Below are 18795 nucleotides of genomic sequence, written 5' to 3' on the forward strand. Positions count from 1 at the left end.
GGCGATCACTCCTCGACGTGCACGCTGTCGAGATAGGTGCGCACCGCCCACAAGGCTTCCTGACTCAGGTAGTCGGCCATTTTCGGCATGTAGACCCGGCCGTCGCGCACCGCACCGTGGCGCACGCGCTCGACAAACCACTCATCGCCGGCTTCGGCGGCGTCGAGCATGCGCAGGTCCGGGGCGATCCCGCCGGACTTGGCCTCCAGGCCATGGCAGGCCGCGCAGTTCTGATTGTAGGCCGAGGCACCGATTTCCACGGCTTTGTCACGCTCGGGGGAATTGCGATACGGGTTCTGGGCAGCCCATCCATCGGCATCCAACGGCAAGTTGGTGTCCTTGATCGGAGTCAGACCCTTGGTTTCCACTGCTTGGGGCACTACGTTGCCATGGGCCCATGCGGAGCCTGCGCCGGTCAGCCCCATCAGTAATGCGGTCGCGATGATGGCGTTGCGTTTTGTTGTCATTGTTATGCCCTCTGGATTGCACGCAAGACCTCTTGGCAGAGGCCGTGCCGTCATCTTAGGAACCCTGTGCCACCAGCCGAATGCTGCTTTGGTGGCCGGGGTCTAGTTCCTTGGTAGCAGGCCATCCGACGCAAGTCGCAAAGACAGGCGGTTCGGGAAGTTTTCCCGGCAAAGGCGGGACTTTTTCCGTATCGGCGGGCCCCGGCGCGACCCAACCTAGTCAGGCCAAAACCTTTCACTGGGAACTGCCACCATGAGAATAAAAACGCTACCCGCCCTCTCCGCCCTGACCGTTGCCTTGCTGCTGGCCGGCAGTCTGTCGCTGAGCCCCTTGGCCAACGCCGCAGCATCAGGGGTCAGTTGGGAAGACATCGCCAACGATCACCTGACCACCCAGGACGTGCTGCAATACGGCATGGGCACCAACGCCCAGCGCTGGAGCCCGCTGGCCCAGGTCAACGACAAGAATGTGTTCAAGCTGACCCCGGCCTGGTCCTACTCATTCGGCGACGAGAAACAGCGCGGCCAGGAATCCCAGGCCATCGTCAGCGACGGCGTGGTGTACGTCACCGGCTCGTACTCGCGGGTGTTCGCCCTCGACGCCAAGACCGGCAAGCGCCTGTGGACCTACAACCACCGACTGCCGGACAACATTCGCCCGTGCTGCGACGTGGTCAATCGCGGCGCAGCCATCTATGGCGACAAGATCTACTTCGGCACCCTCGACGCGCGGGTGGTCGCCCTGGATAAAAACACCGGCAAGGTGGTGTGGAACAAGAAATTCGGCGACCACGCCGGCGGCTACACCATGACCGGCGCCCCGGTGCTGATCAAGGACAAGACCAGTGGCAAGGTCCTGCTGATCCACGGCAGTTCCGGTGACGAATTCGGTGTGGTCGGGCAACTGTTCGCCCGCGACCCGGACACGGGTGAAGAAGTCTGGATGCGCCCATTCGTCGAAGGCCACATGGGCCGCCTCAACGGCAAGGACAGCACGCCGACCGGCGACGTCAAGGCACCCTCCTGGCCCGACGACAAAACCACCGAGACCGGCAAGGTCGAGGCCTGGAGCCACGGTGGCGGCGCACCTTGGCAGAGCGCCAGTTTCGATCCCGAGAGCAACACCATCATCGTCGGCGCGGGCAACCCCGGCCCATGGAACACCTGGGCACGCACGGCCAAGGACGGCAACCCTCACGATTACGACAGCCTCTACACCTCGGGCCAGGTCGGTGTCGACCCAAGCACTGGCGAGGTGAAGTGGTTCTACCAACACACGCCCAACGACGCCTGGGACTTCTCCGGCAACAACGAGCTGGTGCTGTTCGACTACAAGGACAAGGACGGCAAGGTGGTCAAGGCCACCGCCCACGCCGACCGCAACGGTTTCTTCTACGTGGTCGACCGCAACAACGGCAAGCTGCAGAACGCCTTCCCCTTCGTCGACAACATCACCTGGGCCAGCCACATCGACCTGAAGACCGGCCGCCCCGTGGAAAACCCCGGCCAGCGTCCAGCCAAGCCATTGCCCGGTGAGACCAAGGGCAAGCCGGTGGAAGTCTCGCCGCCCTTCCTCGGCGGCAAGAACTGGAACCCCATGGCCTACAGCCAGGACACCGGTCTGTTCTACGTCCCCGGCAACCAGTGGAAAGAGGAATACTGGACCGAGGAAGTGAACTACAAGAAAGGCTCGGCTTACCTGGGTATGGGCTTCCGTATCAAACGCATGTACGACGATCACGTTGGCAGCCTGAGGGCGATGAACCCCACCACCGGCAAAGTGGTGTGGGAGCACAAGGAACCGCTGCCGCTGTGGGCCGGCGTGCTGGCGACCAAGGGCAACCTGGTGTTCACCGGCACCGGCGACGGCTTCTTCAAGGCCTTCGATGCGAAAACGGGCAAGGAGCTGTGGAAATTCCAGACCGGCAGCGGCATTGTCTCCCCGCCCATCACCTGGGAACAGGACGGCGAGCAGTTCATCGGCGTAACCGTCGGCTATGGCGGCGCCGTGCCGTTGTGGGGCGGCGACATGGCCGAACTGACCAAACCCGTGGCCCAGGGTGGCTCGTTCTGGGTGTTCAAGATTCCGAGCTGGGATAAGGCCACAGCGCAGAAGTAACTGAGCTAAAACACCCTCTCCTGTGGGAGCGAGCTTGCTCGCGATAGCGGCGACTCATTCAGCAATGATGTTGACTGACACACCGCCATCGCGAGCAAGCCCGCCCCACAATTGCCTGAGTTCATGCCATGAAATCATTACCACTGCTGCTTCTGTTCATCGGCGCCTTTGCCAATGCCGATGACCCCGACACCCCGCTGACAATCAACGGCTGCCTCATCGCCGAATCCAGCCAATGCCCCGGCGCCAACCTGCGGGGCGCAAAACTGGCGAACCAGGACTTGCGCAAGATGAACCTCAGCGGCGCCGACCTGCGTGATGCCGACCTGCGGCACGCGCGGCTGGACCTGGCCAACCTTGAGAAAGCCCAGCTACAGGGCGCCAACCTGACCCGTGCCAGCCTGCAGCAAAGCAACCTGCGCCTGGCGGACTTCAGCGGTGCCAAGCTCACGGCAATCCAGGGTTGGGGCCTGTTCGCCCAGGGCGCGCAGTTCCAGCGTGCCGACCTGACGGCGGCCTACCTGCAGTTTGCCCGCCTGTCCGGCGCCCGCCTGCACGAGGCCAATCTGCAGGCGGCGGACCTGGAAATGGCCTGGCTGAGCAAGGCCGACCTCAAGGGCGCCGACCTGCGCGACGCCAACCTGCAGGAAGCCAAGCTCGGCGAAAGCAACCTGGAACAGGCCAACTTGAGCGGTTCTCGCCAGCATTATGGGAATTTCCAGGATGCGAATATGCAAGGCTGTACGGGGTGCCCGTCTTCCTGGGATCAGTGAAGGCTCTGGATCACATAAACCCTGTGGCGAGGGAGCTTGCTCCCGCTGGACTGCGAAACAGTCCTCAATAGGGTCAACTCAATGGACCTGATACACCGAGGTGCCGGGTTTTGGGGGCGCTCCGCACCCCAGCGGGAGCAAGCTCCTTCGCCACAGTGGATCGTCATCGCCTGGGCATGAGGGGTTTCAACCGGCCACCCGCACCACCCCCATATCAATCCCCAAATGCACCAATTCGGCATGGGAACTGACCCGCAACTTGCTCTTGAGCAGCGTCAGGTGGTTGGACACGGTCTTGGCGCTGATGCATAGCTGTTCGGCGATGGTACGGGCCGGGGTGCCCTTGGCGAGCATGACGAATATCTCCAACTCCCGTTGGGTCATGCATTGCAGGCGCGGGTCGACAGCCTGCCGGGAGCTGGCGCAGGCCAGTTGCGTGGCCAGGGACTGTTCGATGTAGGCATGGCCGGCCAGCACCCGGCGTACCGCTTCCACCAGCACCTGGGGCGCCGAATTCTTGGTCAGGTAGCCCGCGGCGCCGGCGTCCAATGCCTGGCGCACAAGCGGCAGTTCGTCATGCATGCTGAAGAACAACACCCGCAATTGCGGCAGACGCTGGCGCAGCCGGCGGGTGGTTTCCAGGCCACTGATACCGGGCAGGCCAAAGTCCATGATCACCAGGTGAGGCACCTGTTCCTGCACCTGGCTCAGCGCCTCTTCACCGCTGGCCGCTTCGCGGACCTGCAGGTCCGGCATCAGCACCCGCAGCAGGCTGGCGTAGCCTTGCCGAACCACCGCATGGTCATCCACCAACAAAATATTCATCACGCCTCCAGGGCAATATTCAAAGCCAGCGCCCAACCGGCGCCAGGCTGGCTGATGATGCGCAACTCACCGCCGAGGCTGCGCGCCCGTTCGGACATCGAGTGCAAGCCCACACCGGCGCGCGATGGTTGTGTCGCACCGCGGCCGTTGTCGCGCACCAGCAACCGCAGGCGCCCGGCGCGATGTTGCAGGCGAATCCGCACCTGGGTGGCACCGGCATGCCGGGCAACGTTGGTCAGCGCCTCCTGCAACAAGCGATACAGGTGGGTCTTGTCCGCCCCGGACATAGGCGGCAGGGCTTCGTCGATCCGCAGCTGACAGGCGATGCCCTGGGTTGCCTGCCATTGCCCGGCCAACAGCCCGATGGCCTCGCACAATGGCAGGTGCTGCAACACCACCGGGTACAAGTCATGCACCAGTGCCCGAAAACCGTGTTGCAAATGCTCGCAATGGTCTTCGAGCTGGCGGACGGTCTGCTCCAGCGCCGATGGCTGATCCATCACCAGCCGCAACAGGCAGGCGCGGGCACGAATGCCGGCCACGTATTGACCCAGGTCGTCGTGCAGGGTCTGGGCCAGCCGGGTGCGCTCCTGCTCCTGCACGGCCAGCAAGGCCTGGGTGAGCCGGGCGTTATCGGCCTGGGCCTCGGCCAAGGCAGCGGTCATGCGGTTGAAATGCCCTGCCAGCTGCTGCGCTTCCGGGAGACCGTCAGTGCCCAGGCGCACCTGCAGGTTCCCGGCAGACACCTGACGCAACGCATGGAGCAACTCATCGAGCAGACGCATGCCCCGGCGGACCGCCCAGCGGATCACCAGCAAACTGAGCAACAACGCCAAGGCGCAGACATACAACAGTTGCACCAACGAATCGATAATCTCGTCGATTTCGTCCCGTGGATCGACCGCAATCCACGCCCGTCGACCGTCAGGCAACTCCACCACCTGGGCTGCGGGGCCGTCGTCCAGTAGACGGCGGCCGAACCAGGCCTTCATCCCGTCTTCATCCGCCCGGAACCGCTCCCCAGGGGCCAGCCAACGGACCCGCACATGACGCAGGCTGCCGGTCAACCGCGGCTGGAGACTGGCTGGGTCGCGCTCGGCGGTTTCGCGCAGGTAATGCACCACCGACTCGGCCGATTGCAGCTCTCGTTTCACATCGGCCGTGGCCTGATGCAACAACAGGACGGCACAGGCCAGGGTGACCAGGGCGAAGAAGGCTGACACCCAGAGGTTGATACGCCAGAGGGCTGACATGGCTAGCGTTCCACCCCTGAATTGATACCTACCCCCTGTGGGAGCGAGCTTGCTCGCGATAGCGGTGGTTCAGTCGGCCTCAGTATTGGCTGTGCCGTCGTCATCGCGAGCAAGCTCGCTCCCACAGGGGGGCTTGGGGGTTTCCAGGTTTTGGGACGGTCAACCCCGATCAAACTCAGGATCAGCAGCAACGGCAGCAGCAGGGTCTTGAGAATCCGCATGGTCTGTCCCCTCCTGGTCAATGACGATTGCCTTGCATCCTAAAACCCCGGCCTCCACGGCGAGGTTACTACCTTGGTACTGCCCCGGCGGTACTTTCTGCATATTTCCCCAGGGCCATCGCCTTCCTATGCTGGCGCTACCCGCAATGGAGGACGTCATGCGCCGGCTCGTCAGTTACGCCCTGGTTATTCTGCTGGCAGCGGCAACCGCTCACGCAGGCGAGGCCACGCCGCTGCAAGTGCGCATCGGCTACCTGGGTTATCGTCCCGACCGCGGGCCCGCTGCTCTCCAACGTCATTGCCGAACCGGCCGATGCCGGGTTGCGCGGCGCTGAGCTGGCGATCGTCGACAGCAACAGCACTGGGCGTTTTCTCAAGCACGACTACCGCCTGGAAAGCGCCAGCGTCGACAGTCCCGAAGCTTTGCTCCAGGCCGCCCGTGCCCAACACGACCAGGGCCTGCGGCTGTTCGTGGTCAACGCACCGGCCGCCAGCCTGCGCCAGCTCAGCGCCGCCCTGCCCGACAGCCTGCTGTTCAACGCCGGCAGCCCCGACGACAGCCTGCGCACCACCGACTGTCTGGGCAACGTGCTGCACAGCCTGCCCGACCGCGCCATGCTTGCCGATGCCCTGGTGCAGTTCAGCGTGGTGCGCAAATGGCAGCGGACCTTGCTGATCGTTGGCCAGACGCCCGAGGACCAGGCCTATGCCGCCGCATTGCGCCGAGCCATGAAACGCTTCGGCATGAAGATCGTCGCCGAGAAAGCCTGGCAGTTCGACAACGACCAGCGCCGCAGCGCCCAGGCCGACATGCCGCTGTTCACCCAGACTGCCGAGTACGATGTGGTGCTGGTGGCCGACGAGCGCGGCGACTTCGGCGAATACCTGCCCTACCAGACCTGGTACCCGCGCCCAGTGGCCGGCACCCAAGGGCTGACGCCCACCGGCTGGCACAAGACCGTTGAAACCTACGGCGCGGCGCAATTGCAAAAACGCTTCGAAGCCCTGGCCGGACGCTGGATGAACGACCGTGACTTCGCCGCCTGGATCGCCGTGCGCAGCATCGCCGCCGCCGTGAGCAAACTGCGTCAGGACGACCCGTTCGCCATCCGCCAACTGGCCCTCAGCGACCAGTTGCCCCTGGACGGTTTCAAGGGTCGCAAGCTCAGCTACCGGCCGTGGAACGGCCAGTTGCGCCAGCCGATTCCCCTGGTCCAGCCCCGGGCACTGGTGAGCACCTCGCCCCAGGACGGTTTCCTGCACCCTTCCAATGAAATGGACAGCTTGGGCCATGACCGGCCCGAAGTGAGCTGCCGTTACCCCTGATCGATAACAACAATAAGGAAAACCGCCATGCGCCGCTCCCTGCTCCAACCGGCCCAGTTGTGCAAAGCCCTCGCCCTGGGCGCTGCGTTGCTCGCCGCCGGCCCCGCGGCCGCCAGCATCGCCTGGGTGTCCAACGAGAAAGACAACAGCCTCAGCCTGATCGACATGCAAAGCCTGGAAGTCATCGAGACCCTGCCGGTGGGCCAGCGTCCCCGGGGTCTGTTGCTGTCCCACGACAGTCGCCTGCTGTACATCTGCGCCAGCGATTCGGACCGAGTCCAGGTGATGGACGTCGCCACCCGCAAGATCATCAAGGAACTGCCCTCCGGCAAGGACCCGGAGCAGTTCGCCCTGCACCCCAACGACCGCTGGCTCTACGTGTCCAACGAAGACGACGCCCTGGTCACGGTGATCGACACCCAGACCTCCGAAGTGCTGGGCCAGATTGGCGTGGGTGTCGAGCCCGAAGGCATGGCCGTCAGCCCCGACGGCAAGTGGGCGGTCAACACCAGTGAAACCACGAACATGTTGCACTGGATCGACACCAGCACCCAGACCCTGGCCGACAACACCCTCGTCGACCAACGGCCGCGCTTCGTCGAATTCAATCGCGACGGCACGCAGCTCTGGGCCTCGGCGGAGATCGGCGGGTCGTTGACCATTCTCGACGTCGCCACGCGCCAGGTGCTCAAGACCCTGACGTTCCAGATCAAGGGTGTGCACCCGGACAAAGTGCAGCCGGTGGGCATCAAGCTCAGTGCTGACGGCAAGCTGGCGTTCGTCGCCCTGGGCCCGGCCAACCATGTGGCGGTGATCGACGCCAAGACCTTCGAAGTACTGGATTACCTGCTGGTGGGTCGACGGGTCTGGCAACTGGCGTTCACCCCGGACCAGAAGCAATTGCTGGCGACCAATGGCGTGAGCGGCGATGTTTCGGTGATCGATGTAGAGAGCCGCAAAGTCCTGAAGTCGGTGAAAGTCGGGCGCTACCCTTGGGGCGTGGTGGTCACGCCATGAACGCCCTGGAAGTCAGCGACCTGAGCTTTGCCTATGGCGCACGCGAAGCCCTCAAGCAAATGAACTTCAGCCTGCCCGCCGGACGTTTCGCAGCGCTGCTGGGGCCCAACGGCGCCGGCAAGTCGACGCTGATCGCCCTGCTCACGCGCCTGTACGACCTGCAACGCGGTGACATCCGCGTCGGCGGTCACTCCCTGCAAAAATCACCGCGCCCGGCCTTGCGCCAGTTGGGCGTGGTGTTCCAACAGAGCACCCTGGACCTGGACCTGAGCATCGACCAGAACCTGCGCTATCACCTGGCGCTGCATGGTTTTTCCCGGCCCCAGGGCAGCGTCCGTCTTGATGCCGAACTGACCCGCCAGCACCTGATCGAGCGCCGCCACGAGCGGGTGCGCGACCTCAATGGCGGGCATCGGCGCCGGGTGGAAATCGCCCGCGCCCTGCTCCATGAGCCGCGCCTGTTGCTGCTGGACGAACCCAGCGTCGGCCTCGATCCGGCCAGCCGCCTCGCCTTGGGCCTGCACATCCGGCAACTGTGCAGCGAACAGGGCATCAGTGTGCTCTGGACCACTCACCTGCTGGACGAAGTGCAGCCCAGCGACGACCTGTTGATCGTGCACCAGGGCCGCTTGGTCGCCAGCGGCCAGGCCGATGCGGTGAGCCTGGAACACGGTGGCACCCTCGGTTCGGCCTTCACCCATTTGACCGCCTCGGGAGTCCGGCCATGAACGCGTATTGGCACTGTTTCAGCGGCATCGTCATGCGCGAATGGCTGCGCTTTGTGCTGCAACGTACCCGGCTGCTCAGCGCCCTGGTCCGACCACTGCTGTGGCTGCTGGTGTTCGCCGCCGGTTTTCGCGCGGCATTGGGCATCGCCATCATCGCGCCCTACGACACCTACATCCCCTACGAGGTGTACATCGTACCGGGGCTGGCCTGCATGATCCTATTGTTCAACGGCATGCAGGGCTCGCTGTCGATGGTCTACGACCGGGAAATGGGCAGCATGCGCGTCCTGCTCACCAGCCCCCTACCGCGGGCTTTCCTGCTGGCGAGCAAGTTGCTGGCGACGTCGCTGATCTCGCTGTTGCAGGTCTACGCCTTTCTCGCCATCGCCTGGCTGTACGGCATCCAACCGCCGGCCATGGGCCTGCTGCTGGCCTTGCCGGCCCTGCTGCTGGTGGCCCTGATGCTCAGCGCCCTGGGCTTGTTGCTGTCCAATGCCATCCGGCAACTGGAGAACTTTGCCGGGGTGATGAATTTCGTGATTTTCCCGCTGTTCTTCCTGTCTTCGGCGCTATACCCGCTGTGGAAAATGCAGGAAGCCAGCCCGTGGCTGTATTGGCTCTGCGCGGTCAGCCCGTTCACCCATGGCGTGGAATTGGTGCGTTTTGCGCTGTATGAGCAGTTCAACCTGCTGGCGATGGTGGTGTGCGTGGGGTTGACCCTGGTGTTCGCGCTGTTGGCGGTGTGGACGTTCAATCCGCAGCATGCGGCGTTGCGCAAGGCCAATTGAACCTGCCCCATCCCAATATCCCTGTGGGTAAAGACCTGTGGGAGCGAGCTTGCTCGCGATAGCGGCGGATCATTCAGCAATGATGTTGACTGACACACCGCTATCGCGAGCAAGCTCGCTCCCACATGGGTATCCACAAGGGTTCTGCGCAGGGCCCATGGCTCAAATTACTACTTTAGTACCGGTTTTCCTGTCTATGGTCGCATTCACAAGACCTCGACCCTGGCATGTAATGGGCGCATAACAAAAAGGATAAATCCTATGCCCCGTTTGCTGGCGATCCTCTTGCTGGGCCTGGCGCTGAATGTCGCCCAGGCCGAGACCGTGCTGTTTTCGGCGCAAGGCTATCGCATCGCCCAATACCGCAGCCCGACGCCCGCCACGGTCGACGGCGCCCAGACCCTCGACACCCAGGCCCTGCAACGCCTGCTCGACCAAGCCCAACCCCCCCAGCTGATCGACGTTTATCGTCGCCCGTGGCTCCAGGGGCGTTTCATCGACAACGAACCCCATGCCAACCTCCCCGGCAGCTTATGGCTGGCCAATACCGGAGACGGCGATCTCGACCCGACCTGGCAGGACTACTTCAGCCATCACCTGCGCACGGCCACCGACGGGCGGTTGGATCGACCGCTGGTCTTTTATTGCCGCGCCGATTGCTGGTTAAGCTGGAACGCGGTAAAACGCGCCGCTGCCATGGGCTATAAGCATTTGTATTGGTACCGCGATGGCCTCGATGCCTGGGAGGCGGCCAACCTGCCCCTGCAAGCGGCCCGGCCCGAACCCTTTCCCTGATTTTGCACAGAAATGCGCGTAACTGCCCTGCCCCACACGACAATAACGAGGTGAATGGCCATGTATAAAATCCTGATAGCCGACGATCACCCACTGTTTCGCGAAGCCATCCACAACGTCATCAGCGACGGTTTTCCGGGCAGCGAGGTCATGGAGACCGCCGACTTGGACAGTGCCCTGGCATTGACCGCCGAGCACGACGACCTGGACCTGATCCTGCTGGACCTGAACATGCCCGGCATGCACGGGCTCAATGGCCTGATCAACCTGCGCAACGAGGCACCGACCATCCCCGTGGTGATCGTCTCCGCCGAGCAAGACAAACAAGTGGTGCTGCAAGCCATTACCTATGGCGCGGTGGGCTTCATCACCAAATCCTCGCCACGCTCGCAGATGACCGACGCCATCGAGCAGATCCTCAACGGCAACGTGTACCTGCCGCCCGACATCATCCGCACGCAGAAAAGCCCGATGGGCCGCCGCCTGAACGAAACCCCGGCCTTCCCACCGGAACTGCTCCAGGCCTTGACCCGCAAGCAACTGCTGGTGCTCGAACGCATGACCAAGGGCGAGTCGAACAAGCAGATCGCCTACACCCTGGACATCGCCGAAACCACGGTCAAGGCCCACGTCTCGGCGATCCTGCGCAAGCTCAATGTGCACAACCGGGTACAGGCTATCCTCAGTGCCGGGGATATTGATTTCGGGGCTTATTTGCGGCGTTGAATAACCAACGCATCTCCCTGTGGCGAGGGAGCTTGCTCCCGCTGGGGCGCGAAGCGGCCCTAAACCCTGACAACTCGATATGCCAGACAGACCCTGGGGGCTGCTTCGCAGCCCAGCGGGAGCAAGCTCCCTCGCCACAAAAGCCATTCGGCTCAATGACTCTGGGTTTGGCCCAACAAATGACTCATCGCGATCTTGAGCTTCATCGGCCGCACCGGCTTGTGCATCAGGGTGTGCCCGCGCTCGCGGATCTGCTGCTTGAGTTCGTTGCTGTAGTTGGCGGTGATCATCATGGCCGGGATCGGTGAAGCCCGGCGGGCATTGATCCGGGCCACCGCGTCCATGCCGTTCTGATCATGGTCCAAGTGATAGTCGGCAATCAGCAGGTCGGCCTCGGCGTGGTAGTTGTCCACCTGGCAGGCCAGGTCCTGTTCCGACAACGCGGTCACGACCTGGCAACCCCAACCCTCCAGCAAGGTGCGCATGCCCGCACAAATCGCCGCGTCGTTATCCAGCACCCAGACCCGCGCCCCGCGCAGACGTTCGAGCATCGGCTCGCTCATGTCCAGGCACGGCAACGGCTTGGGCGCGGTGGCGCTCAGCGGTACGTCGATGGCGAACATCGAGCCCTTGCCCGGCCAGGAGCGCACCTGGATCCGGTGCCCGAGGATCCCGGCGATTTTCTCGACAATTGCCAGGCCCAGGCCCAACCCACGGTCTTGGTTCGGACGCTGGACGTCGCCGCGCTTGAACTCCTGGAATATTTCCTCCAGGCGGTTCTCGGCAATGCCGATGCCGCTGTCCCAGACTTGGATCGACACCCGCTGGCGATGCCGGCGGCAGCCCAGCACCACCCGGCCGCTGGGGGTGTAGCGAATGGCATTGCTCAGCAGGTTGCGCAATATCCGCGCGAGCAATTGCATGTCGCTGCGCACCAGCACCGAACAACCGACAAAGTGCAACTCCAGCCCTTCGCTGCGGGCGATCTGAGCGTATTCGGCGGCCAGATTGTCCAGCAGCTCGCTGAGGCCGAACGGCGCGACATCGGCCTTGATCACCCCGGCGTCCAGCTTGGAGATGTCCACGAGGGTGCCCAACAAGTTCTCCACGTCCTGCAGCGAGTTGCTGACGTTGCGCACCAGTTGCGCATTGGCGACCGGTTCGCGGCGCTCAAGCAAGGCACTGGTGAACAACCGGGCGGCGTTGAGCGGTTGCAGCAGGTCATGACTGACCGCCGCGAGGAATTTGGTCTTCGACAGGTTGGCCTGCTCGGCCTCGCGCTTCGCCTCTCGCAGGCGCAACTCCACCCGGCTGCGCTCGTCGATCTCGCGTAGCAACTGGTCGTTGAGGGTGGTCAGTTCGGCCGTGCGTTCCTGGACCCGCTGTTCCAGGTTCTGATAAGCCTGGTGCAGTGCTTCGGCGGTGCGGCGGCGCTCGGTGATGTCGCGGATCAGCACGAAAATCCCCACCACTTCGCCATTGGCCAAACGGTTAGGCACGTAAGAGCGCAGCATGTAGCGCTCCTGGTTGTTGATGTTGGTCTCGGCGAATTCAAAGGTGACGCTCTCCCCCGCCAACGCCCGCGCCACATAGGCTTCCAGGCGCTGGTAATGCTGCTCGCTATGGGCTTCGCGCAGGCTCTGGCCGAGCATCACGCCACGAGGCCAGCAATACCATTGCTCGTAGACCTTGTTGGTGAACTCGTAGACCAGGTCGGCGTTGAGGTAGGCGATCAGCGCCGGCACATGGTCAGTGATCAGGCGGATCCAGCGCTCGCTTTCGCTCAGTGCCTCGGCGTGCTGGTAGCGCTCGGTGATGTCGGTGAAGGTGTTGACGTAGCCGCCGGTGGGCAACGGATGCGTGCGAATCTCCAGGACCCGGCCATCGGACAGGCGCTGCTCGCATTCGTGGACCAGCCGGCCGTTGCTGTCGCGACTGGCCGGGGTCAGCAGCTGCAACTCACTGTCGCCGATCACCTCATTGAATGGTCGATGGGCCGCCACCGGTGCCAGGCCACTGAGTTCGAGGAAGCGCCGGTTCCACAGCTCCAGCACGCCTTGGGCGTTGACCATCGCCACGCCTTGGGACAGGTTGTCCACTGCCCGCTGCAACAGGTGGGATTTCTGCGCGATGGCCTGCTCGCGACGCACGGTTTCGCTGAGCTTGACGTCGGTAATGTCGGTAAACAGGATCACCCGCCCGCCTTCCTGGGTCGGCCGCTCGCTGACTTGCAGCCAGCGCCCGTTCTGCAAGCGATACAACACGTGCTCGTCGGCCTGGCCGCGGGGTTCTTCGCTGAACAGCCCGTTGGCGGTCATCAAGCGCTTGACCTCGCAAAGGCGCATCCCGGCGATGATGCGCACCCGGCTGTTGGCCCAGAAGGCCTTGAAGCGGCTGTTGAACAGGACGATGCGTTGCTGCTCATCGAACAGCACAAATGCATCGGAGATGCTTTCGATGGCGTCGATAAGGTGTCGGTGGGCGGTTTCCGCCCGCAGCCGCGCCTCGCCCAGCAAGTGATTGCCGGCCTTGAGTTCAGCCATGGCCTGGTTCAGGGCGTCGGTGCGCTCACGCACCTGCTCGGCCAACACCACCGAGTGCTGGAACGCCGCATAGGGGTCGTTGCCCCGGGTGGCGCCGGACTCCACCCGCTCGATCAGCGCCTCGTTGATGCGCCGCAACTTGCGGTTTTCATGTTGCAGGCTGGCAAGCTGGGCCTGTAGGTCAGCGATGGCCGGGGACGCGATGTCGGGCAATGGCAACTCCGGTGAACGTCTGGTTGATGTGCATGCCATTGAACTGTTCTCCATAGGTGTTGAACCCCATCACCCGTTGTTCGCGCAGGAACTGGCCGATCTGCTCCAGGCCGCCGCGATCTTCCAACTCCAGGCGCCTGAGGAAGCAATCGCAGCCGATGGTCAGCAGCAAATCGCCGAGGCGCGCCTGCAAGCCCTCGAACAGCGTTTGCAGGTTGTGCAGCAAGGGACCGGGGGTCATCGCGGTGAGGACGATGCCGTTCTCCACCGCACAGTAGAAACTCAGGCTCAGGTCCGGATGCACCTGCTGGATCGCCCGCACGTAGTACTGGTCGTTGATGCGCACCGCCAGTGGATGGGCGGCAAAAACCCGATAGTCGAGGGCGCTCACCGGCACGCCGATGTGCCGGGCGTATTCCTCGGCGGCGGGTTCGGCGTTGAGCTCATAGACCCGCCGCGAAGCACTGTCGGCGCCAGTCACCACCAGTTTCTCTTCCCTGGGCAGGATGTGATGGGTGGTGAAGACTTCGAATTCCAGCCAGGTGTTGATCAACAGCACCACGGCGGCGCCACTGTGGAACTGGCCTTCGAAGTAGACGTGGGTGTGGGTCAGGTAGTTGTCATCGCCGGCCGAACCGCCGAAATGCGGGATGTCCCCCAACGCGGCACTCAAGGCCGCCAGCACCATTTCCTCGCGACTGGACAGGCCATCGAGCAGGGTCAAGGCGAAACTGTGACCCTTGATCGGCGCCAAGGCGTTGCTGCGACAGCCGCTGGCCAGGCGCTCGACCATTTGCTGGGCGTCGATCAGGCTGAAGTGTTCCATTTCGCCGATCAACTCGGCGGCGATGGAAAAGTGCCGATGATCGAACCCCACCGCCGTCACGCAGTTGCGACCGTAGCCCTGGGAGGTGATTTCCCCGGCGCTGGTGCAGCCCACCAGGCGAATCCCGCCGAAACTCTGGGACAGCGCCTGGCCCAGGGCCGGCAAGTCGTATTCGGCGGAACAGAAAAACAGCACGAACCCCAGGTGCGGGTGCAACAACTGCCGCGCCAGCGCCTGGGCCACCTGCTGGACGTCGGTCGCCTGGGACATGGCGCTCACCACACCTTCGCTCTGGGCCTGCTGCATCGTCGCCTCCGGCGGGTGCGTGATAGGAACCCTGAGTGTACGAAGCCGCGCCGGGTCGACGAATGCTACTTGGGTAGCGGGTGGACGCTTCCATGGGATGAGATTGCTCCCGCTATGTGGGAGCAAGGCTTGCCCGCGATAAAGGCGATGCGGTCTGGCAGAATCGAGGCGCCTCTATCGCGAGCAAGCCTTGCTCCCACAAGCGTCCTTGCCACAAGAGCCGTTCGGCGTGCAGGCAGTATCAGTGGTTCATCGGCGCCATGGCGCTCGCCTGCCCCAGCAGTTTCTGGTCGATGTCTTCCAGGCGCAGCACCCGGCCGCCGGTATCGCTCGCCAGTTTTTGTGCCGCCTGGGGATCGGAGAACGAAGCCAGGACCACGCCCATGGCGCCTTTGAGCCCACTGCCGATGACGAAGTAGGCGCTACGAGCGTCGATCAGGTGGGCGTCATCCGGCGTGTCCCAATGGCTGCGGCCCATGTCGTGGACATACAGCTTGACGTCGGACCGATGGTTTTCCGGCTGCAGCCACCAGCCCAGCATCTCCGCCGGCGAGCAGAACTTCTTCACGCCGCTCGCCGCGACCGCCGCACCCTTGGGGCCGGGAAAATCGGTGATGATCATGCCGCACACATGACACTCGTCACTGGGATGGAACCCCGGCGCCGCCTCGCTGGCCGCAGGTGGCTCGGCTTTGTCGCAAGCCGCCAGCGCCAGGCACATCAATAACCCGGCCAGGAGGCGGCTCCCCTTGAGGTACACCTTGTTCATCGTTGCATGCTCCCTTATCAAGATTGAAATTCACGGGCTCCGGCGATTGAACAACCGATAGGCCAGCCATAACGGGACCGCCATCCATAAACCCAGGCACAACCAGAGCCAAGGCCCCGACACCGGCAGGTCGCTGCCCAAGGTCAGCACCGCGGCGCCGCTGGACACCGCATCGAATCCGGACAGATTGATCAGCCGATAGACATCGGTAGGGTTGAACAACAGCAGCCATGGCAATAGCTGCGGGCTGAAGCGCCCCTCGCTCAGCACCAGCAGCGCCAGCAACGCCAGGTCGAACACCAGCACGAAGAAAAACCACACCCCCAGCGCCAGCCCGGCCGCGGTGGATTTCTCTGCCGACAAACTGCTCAGCACATAGGCCAGCCCAAGGAACACCCAGCCCAACAGCGTGCTGGACAGCATGAAGCGACCGAAAGCCCAGAGCAGCAGGCTCAACTGGACATCATCCACCAACAGGGCGATGGCCAGCATGGCGCAGCCAAAACCGATGAACGTGGCCAGGGCCAGGATCAAGCCGTGGCCGACAAACTTGCCCAGCAGCAATTGGCCGCGCCCCAACGGATAGGTCAGCAACAGCAGCAAGGTGCCGTTCTCGTCCTCGCCGACAATCGCGTCGTAGGCCAGCAGCAAGGCAATCAGCGGCATCAGGAAGGTCGCCAGGCTGGACAGGCTCGCCACCGTCGCGGGCACCGAGGTAAACCCCAGTTGACCGGACGCCGCAGCGCCGAGCCAGGCAATGCCAATCGCCAGCACCGCGAACAACAAACTGATCGCCAACAACCAGCGATTGCGCAGGCCATCGCTGAACTCCTTGCGGGCCATGTTCCAGACCGGATTCATAGGCTGACCTCCTCGGCCGCGGCACGGAGCATGTAATGACGGTACAAATCCTCAAGCGACGGCGGCTTGATCTCGACATCCGTCGGGTCGTCCTGGGCCAGTAACTGGCGCAGCAATTTCAGTTTGCTGCCGTCCGGCGCGCACACTTGCACCCCTTCCGCCCCCCAACCCTGGGTGGCATGCCCTTCGCTGCGCCAATGCTGGCGAAGCCAATCGGCCCGTGACAGGCCCGAGGCTCGGATCAGCGTCGGCAGCCCCGCCTCCTCCCGCAACCGAGCCAGGCTGCCCAGGGCCAGCAGGCGACCTTGGGTAAGAATCGCGGCGCGGTTGATGTGCGCTTCCACACCAGGCAAGACGTGGGAACAGAGAATGATGCTGGTGCCCTGCCAACGCAGGCGGTCGAGCAATTGATAGAGGTCCTGGGTGGCGATGGGGTCCAGGCCCACGGTCGGTTCGTCCAGCAATAACAGGCGCGGCTGGCCAAGCAGGGCCTGGGCCAGGCCGAGGCGTTGGCGCATGCCCTTGGAGTAGGTCCTTACCCGCCGTTGAGCAGCGCCCGCCAACCCCACTTCGTCCAGTAAACGCTCGACCTGCTCCGGTGCCGCGCCTTTGAGCCGGGCAAAATGGCGCAAGGTTTCCAGCCCGCTCAATTGCGGGTAGAACATCACGTTCTCGGGCAGATAACCGAGCATCTGTCGCACGCCCGGGTCGCTGGGCGCGCGGCCGAAGACACGCACCTCGCCCTCACTGGCCCGCAGCAAACCGAGGATCAACTTCATGGTGGTGGTCTTGCCCGCGCCGTTGTGCCCGAACAGCCCGAGCACCTCGCCTTGGGCCAGGTTCAAGTCCAGCCCGCGCAGTACGGTGACATCGCCATAGCGCTGGCTGACCCCTTCGATCTCGACGACGTTCAAGACGCGTCCTCCTGGGTACTGTTGCGTGACGGGGGCTGGACAGGGGTTTGCATCAGCGGATGACTGTCCATCACCCCGGGGGATTTCATCACCGGGAAGGCCCGCTGCACCCAGCGCAGCAGTTCGATCCCCGGGCTGTTCATCAGCAATCGCACCTGGGGATACAGCCACAGCAGGCGATCGACGTTGTCGTTGGGTTCATAGGCCACATCCCCCATACCGTCACCATTACGATCCCAGCCCAGGTAGTCGCTCCAGTAATTGCCACGCCCATCCGCCGACCATTCCTGCAACCGCGTGGCCACGTATTTGACCTGGCGCTGGTTATGGACGAAGGCATTGCCGGCGATGCGGTTATCCTCCGAGCCGGCCGTCAGGTGGATACCCACGGCGCTGCGCTCGAAATGATTGCCTTCGATGCGGTTGAACAACGAGTTGTAAATGAACAGGGCCTTGCCCTCGGCACCGGTGATCATGGTGTCGCCGGTGGACCCGTCGCGCACGTCGCTGACGAAGTTGTCGCGCAGGGTGGAATAAGTGATGTAGTTCATCAGGATCCCGTAGTTCTGATCCTGTTCGGAGCGATTGCCGATGACCGTCAACTGGCGGCTTTGCATCAAGGCATAACCGGTGCGGGTACGCCGGGTGACGTTATCCAGCAGGCGGTTATCGTTGGCGAACATGTAATGCACGCCGTAGCGCAGGTCTTCGAGGACGTTGCCCTGGAGCAGGTTGCCGCTGGAAGTGTCGATGTAGATGCCATCGCGGGTTTCGCGCACCTGGTTGCCGATGACCCGGGCGCCGTGTACGGCATACAAATGGATGCCGTTGCCGCGGTCCTGGGAGCGCAGGCTGGGGTCGCCCTGGATGTGGTTGTCGATCAGGCTGACGTCCCGCGTGCCATCGACCCAGATACCGAAGCCCTGGCCCTGCATCCGGTTCCCACGAACCACGGCCCCTTGGGCGACCGGTTGGATGAAGACGGCCGCGTTCATGGCCGTGAGGTCGTGGCCCCAGTCCAGGAAGGTACAGCCCTGGACCTGGACGTTCGGGGCGCGAATGATCAACCCATTGCCCTCGCCCTGCCCCTGGAATACTGCATCCGGCGCGCACGTGAGGGTCATGGGCTGGTCGATGCTGAACGAGCCCCGGTAGTGGCCCGCAGGCAGGCGCCATTGCTGGGTGCCCTCGGCCTGCAAAGGCAAATCGGTGATCGGCTGCGGTGCGCCGAACGCCCCGCCCGATAACAGGCAAAGCACCAGCGCAATGACCGGTTGGCGGGCGTGTTGCGGCTTTTTCCCGGTCATTGCACCTGTCTCCTTGAT

General features: G+C 63.5%; 16 protein-coding genes and 1 pseudogene. 8 read left to right on the forward strand and 9 right to left on the reverse strand.

Annotated elements, in window-relative coordinates; translation table 11 throughout:
- Positions 1-5: 5 nt before the first annotated feature.
- On the reverse strand, positions 6-467 hold the full coding sequence (pedF, locus tag PSH84_RS20200; RefSeq protein WP_039588337.1) for a cytochrome c-550 PedF: 462 nt from the start codon (positions 465-467) through the stop codon (positions 6-8).
- Between the two features lie 253 nt (positions 468-720).
- Between pedF and exaA the strand changes: the two genes are divergently transcribed.
- A complete protein-coding gene (gene exaA / locus PSH84_RS20205; RefSeq protein WP_305467182.1) occupies positions 721-2586 on the forward strand; it encodes a quinoprotein ethanol dehydrogenase in 1866 nt (621 codons plus the stop codon).
- 128 nt (positions 2587-2714) lie between these two features.
- Positions 2715-3359, forward strand: a complete 645-nt coding sequence (locus tag PSH84_RS20210) for a pentapeptide repeat-containing protein (protein ID WP_305467183.1) — start codon at positions 2715-2717, stop codon at positions 3357-3359.
- Between the two features lie 186 nt (positions 3360-3545).
- Here PSH84_RS20210 and PSH84_RS20215 read toward each other — a convergent pair whose 3' ends face one another.
- Positions 3546-4184: a response regulator gene (locus PSH84_RS20215; RefSeq protein WP_305467184.1), complete on the reverse strand. Its 639-nt coding sequence runs from the start codon at positions 4182-4184 to the stop codon at positions 3546-3548.
- On the reverse strand, positions 4184-5437 hold the full coding sequence (locus PSH84_RS20220) for a HAMP domain-containing sensor histidine kinase (protein WP_305481668.1): 1254 nt from the start codon (positions 5435-5437) through the stop codon (positions 4184-4186). The genes PSH84_RS20215 and PSH84_RS20220 overlap by 1 nt, the downstream gene beginning before the upstream one ends.
- A gap of 379 nt (positions 5438-5816) precedes the next feature.
- Between PSH84_RS20220 and PSH84_RS20225 the strand changes: the two are divergent.
- From PSH84_RS20225 to PSH84_RS20250, 6 genes and pseudogenes are all read left to right on the forward strand, one after another.
- Positions 5817-6984: pseudogene (locus PSH84_RS20225) on the forward strand (ABC transporter substrate-binding protein).
- 27 nt (positions 6985-7011) lie between these two features.
- Entirely contained in the window at positions 7012-8001 is a 990-nt protein-coding gene (locus tag PSH84_RS20230; RefSeq protein ID WP_305467189.1) for a YVTN family beta-propeller repeat protein, read from the forward strand.
- Positions 7998-8729: an ABC transporter ATP-binding protein gene (locus tag PSH84_RS20235; RefSeq protein ID WP_305481669.1), complete on the forward strand. Its 732-nt coding sequence runs from the start codon at positions 7998-8000 to the stop codon at positions 8727-8729. Before PSH84_RS20230 ends, PSH84_RS20235 begins: the two co-directional genes overlap by 4 nt.
- Positions 8726-9517 (forward strand): ABC transporter permease, encoded by a 792-nt coding sequence (locus tag PSH84_RS20240; protein WP_305481670.1) that lies wholly within the window; start codon positions 8726-8728, stop codon positions 9515-9517. Before PSH84_RS20235 ends, PSH84_RS20240 begins: the two co-directional genes overlap by 4 nt.
- Positions 9518-9778: 261 nt before the next feature.
- The gene (locus PSH84_RS20245) at positions 9779-10312 is read left to right on the forward strand and encodes a PQQ-dependent catabolism-associated CXXCW motif protein (RefSeq protein WP_305481671.1); all 534 of its coding nucleotides are present in this window, start codon (positions 9779-9781) and stop codon (positions 10310-10312) included.
- A 60-nt stretch (positions 10313-10372) separates the two neighbouring features.
- Positions 10373-11038: a response regulator transcription factor gene (locus PSH84_RS20250; RefSeq protein ID WP_053122521.1), complete on the forward strand. Its 666-nt coding sequence runs from the start codon at positions 10373-10375 to the stop codon at positions 11036-11038.
- Positions 11039-11190: 152 nt separating this feature from the next.
- Here PSH84_RS20250 and nahK read toward each other — a convergent pair whose 3' ends face one another.
- The 6 genes from nahK to PSH84_RS20280 form a co-directional block, all read right to left on the reverse strand.
- Positions 11191-13833 (reverse strand): hybrid sensor histidine kinase/response regulator NahK/ErcS', encoded by a 2643-nt coding sequence (gene nahK / locus PSH84_RS20255; RefSeq protein WP_240998420.1) that lies wholly within the window; start codon positions 13831-13833, stop codon positions 11191-11193.
- Positions 13763-14926 (reverse strand): nitric oxide-sensing protein NosP, encoded by a 1164-nt coding sequence (nosP, locus tag PSH84_RS20260; protein ID WP_122565554.1) that lies wholly within the window; start codon positions 14924-14926, stop codon positions 13763-13765. Before nosP ends, nahK begins: the two co-directional genes overlap by 71 nt.
- Before the next feature lie 241 nt (positions 14927-15167).
- Positions 15168-15695: a nitrous oxide reductase accessory protein NosL gene (locus tag PSH84_RS20265; RefSeq protein ID WP_305481672.1), complete on the reverse strand. Its 528-nt coding sequence runs from the start codon at positions 15693-15695 to the stop codon at positions 15168-15170.
- Positions 15696-15725: 30 nt separating this feature from the next.
- Entirely contained in the window at positions 15726-16556 is an 831-nt protein-coding gene (locus PSH84_RS20270) for an ABC transporter permease (protein WP_122565556.1), read from the reverse strand.
- A complete protein-coding gene (locus PSH84_RS20275; RefSeq protein ID WP_305481673.1) occupies positions 16553-17470 on the reverse strand; it encodes an ABC transporter ATP-binding protein in 918 nt (305 codons plus the stop codon). The genes PSH84_RS20270 and PSH84_RS20275 overlap by 4 nt, the downstream gene beginning before the upstream one ends.
- A complete protein-coding gene (locus PSH84_RS20280; RefSeq protein ID WP_122565558.1) occupies positions 17467-18777 on the reverse strand; it encodes a nitrous oxide reductase family maturation protein NosD in 1311 nt (436 codons plus the stop codon). Before PSH84_RS20280 ends, PSH84_RS20275 begins: the two co-directional genes overlap by 4 nt.
- Positions 18778-18795: the final 18 nt, after the last annotated feature.

Origin of the sequence: Pseudomonas beijingensis (assembly GCF_030687295.1) — a bacterium.
Lineage (GTDB): Bacteria > Pseudomonadota > Gammaproteobacteria > Pseudomonadales > Pseudomonadaceae > Aquipseudomonas > Aquipseudomonas beijingensis.

Coding starts and splice junctions, on each gene's coding strand:
- PSH84_RS20265 (WP_305481672.1), bottom strand. CDS start 15,695: ATGAACAAGGTGTACCTCAAGGGGAGCCGCCTCCTGGCCGGGTTATTG.
- PSH84_RS20210 (WP_305467183.1), top strand. CDS start 2,715: ATGAAATCATTACCACTGCTGCTTCTGTTCATCGGCGCCTTTGCCAAT.
- exaA (WP_305467182.1), top strand. CDS start 721: ATGAGAATAAAAACGCTACCCGCCCTCTCCGCCCTGACCGTTGCCTTG.
- PSH84_RS20235 (WP_305481669.1), top strand. CDS start 7,998: ATGAACGCCCTGGAAGTCAGCGACCTGAGCTTTGCCTATGGCGCACGC.
- PSH84_RS20270 (WP_122565556.1), bottom strand. CDS start 16,556: ATGAATCCGGTCTGGAACATGGCCCGCAAGGAGTTCAGCGATGGCCTG.
- nosP (WP_122565554.1), bottom strand. CDS start 14,926: ATGCAGCAGGCCCAGAGCGAAGGTGTGGTGAGCGCCATGTCCCAGGCG.
- PSH84_RS20245 (WP_305481671.1), top strand. CDS start 9,779: ATGCCCCGTTTGCTGGCGATCCTCTTGCTGGGCCTGGCGCTGAATGTC.
- PSH84_RS20240 (WP_305481670.1), top strand. CDS start 8,726: ATGAACGCGTATTGGCACTGTTTCAGCGGCATCGTCATGCGCGAATGG.
- PSH84_RS20250 (WP_053122521.1), top strand. CDS start 10,373: ATGTATAAAATCCTGATAGCCGACGATCACCCACTGTTTCGCGAAGCC.
- PSH84_RS20280 (WP_122565558.1), bottom strand. CDS start 18,777: ATGACCGGGAAAAAGCCGCAACACGCCCGCCAACCGGTCATTGCGCTG.
- PSH84_RS20230 (WP_305467189.1), top strand. CDS start 7,012: ATGCGCCGCTCCCTGCTCCAACCGGCCCAGTTGTGCAAAGCCCTCGCC.
- PSH84_RS20220 (WP_305481668.1), bottom strand. CDS start 5,437: ATGTCAGCCCTCTGGCGTATCAACCTCTGGGTGTCAGCCTTCTTCGCC.
- pedF (WP_039588337.1), bottom strand. CDS start 467: ATGACAACAAAACGCAACGCCATCATCGCGACCGCATTACTGATGGGG.
- PSH84_RS20215 (WP_305467184.1), bottom strand. CDS start 4,184: ATGAATATTTTGTTGGTGGATGACCATGCGGTGGTTCGGCAAGGCTAC.
- nahK (WP_240998420.1), bottom strand. CDS start 13,833: ATGGCATGCACATCAACCAGACGTTCACCGGAGTTGCCATTGCCCGAC.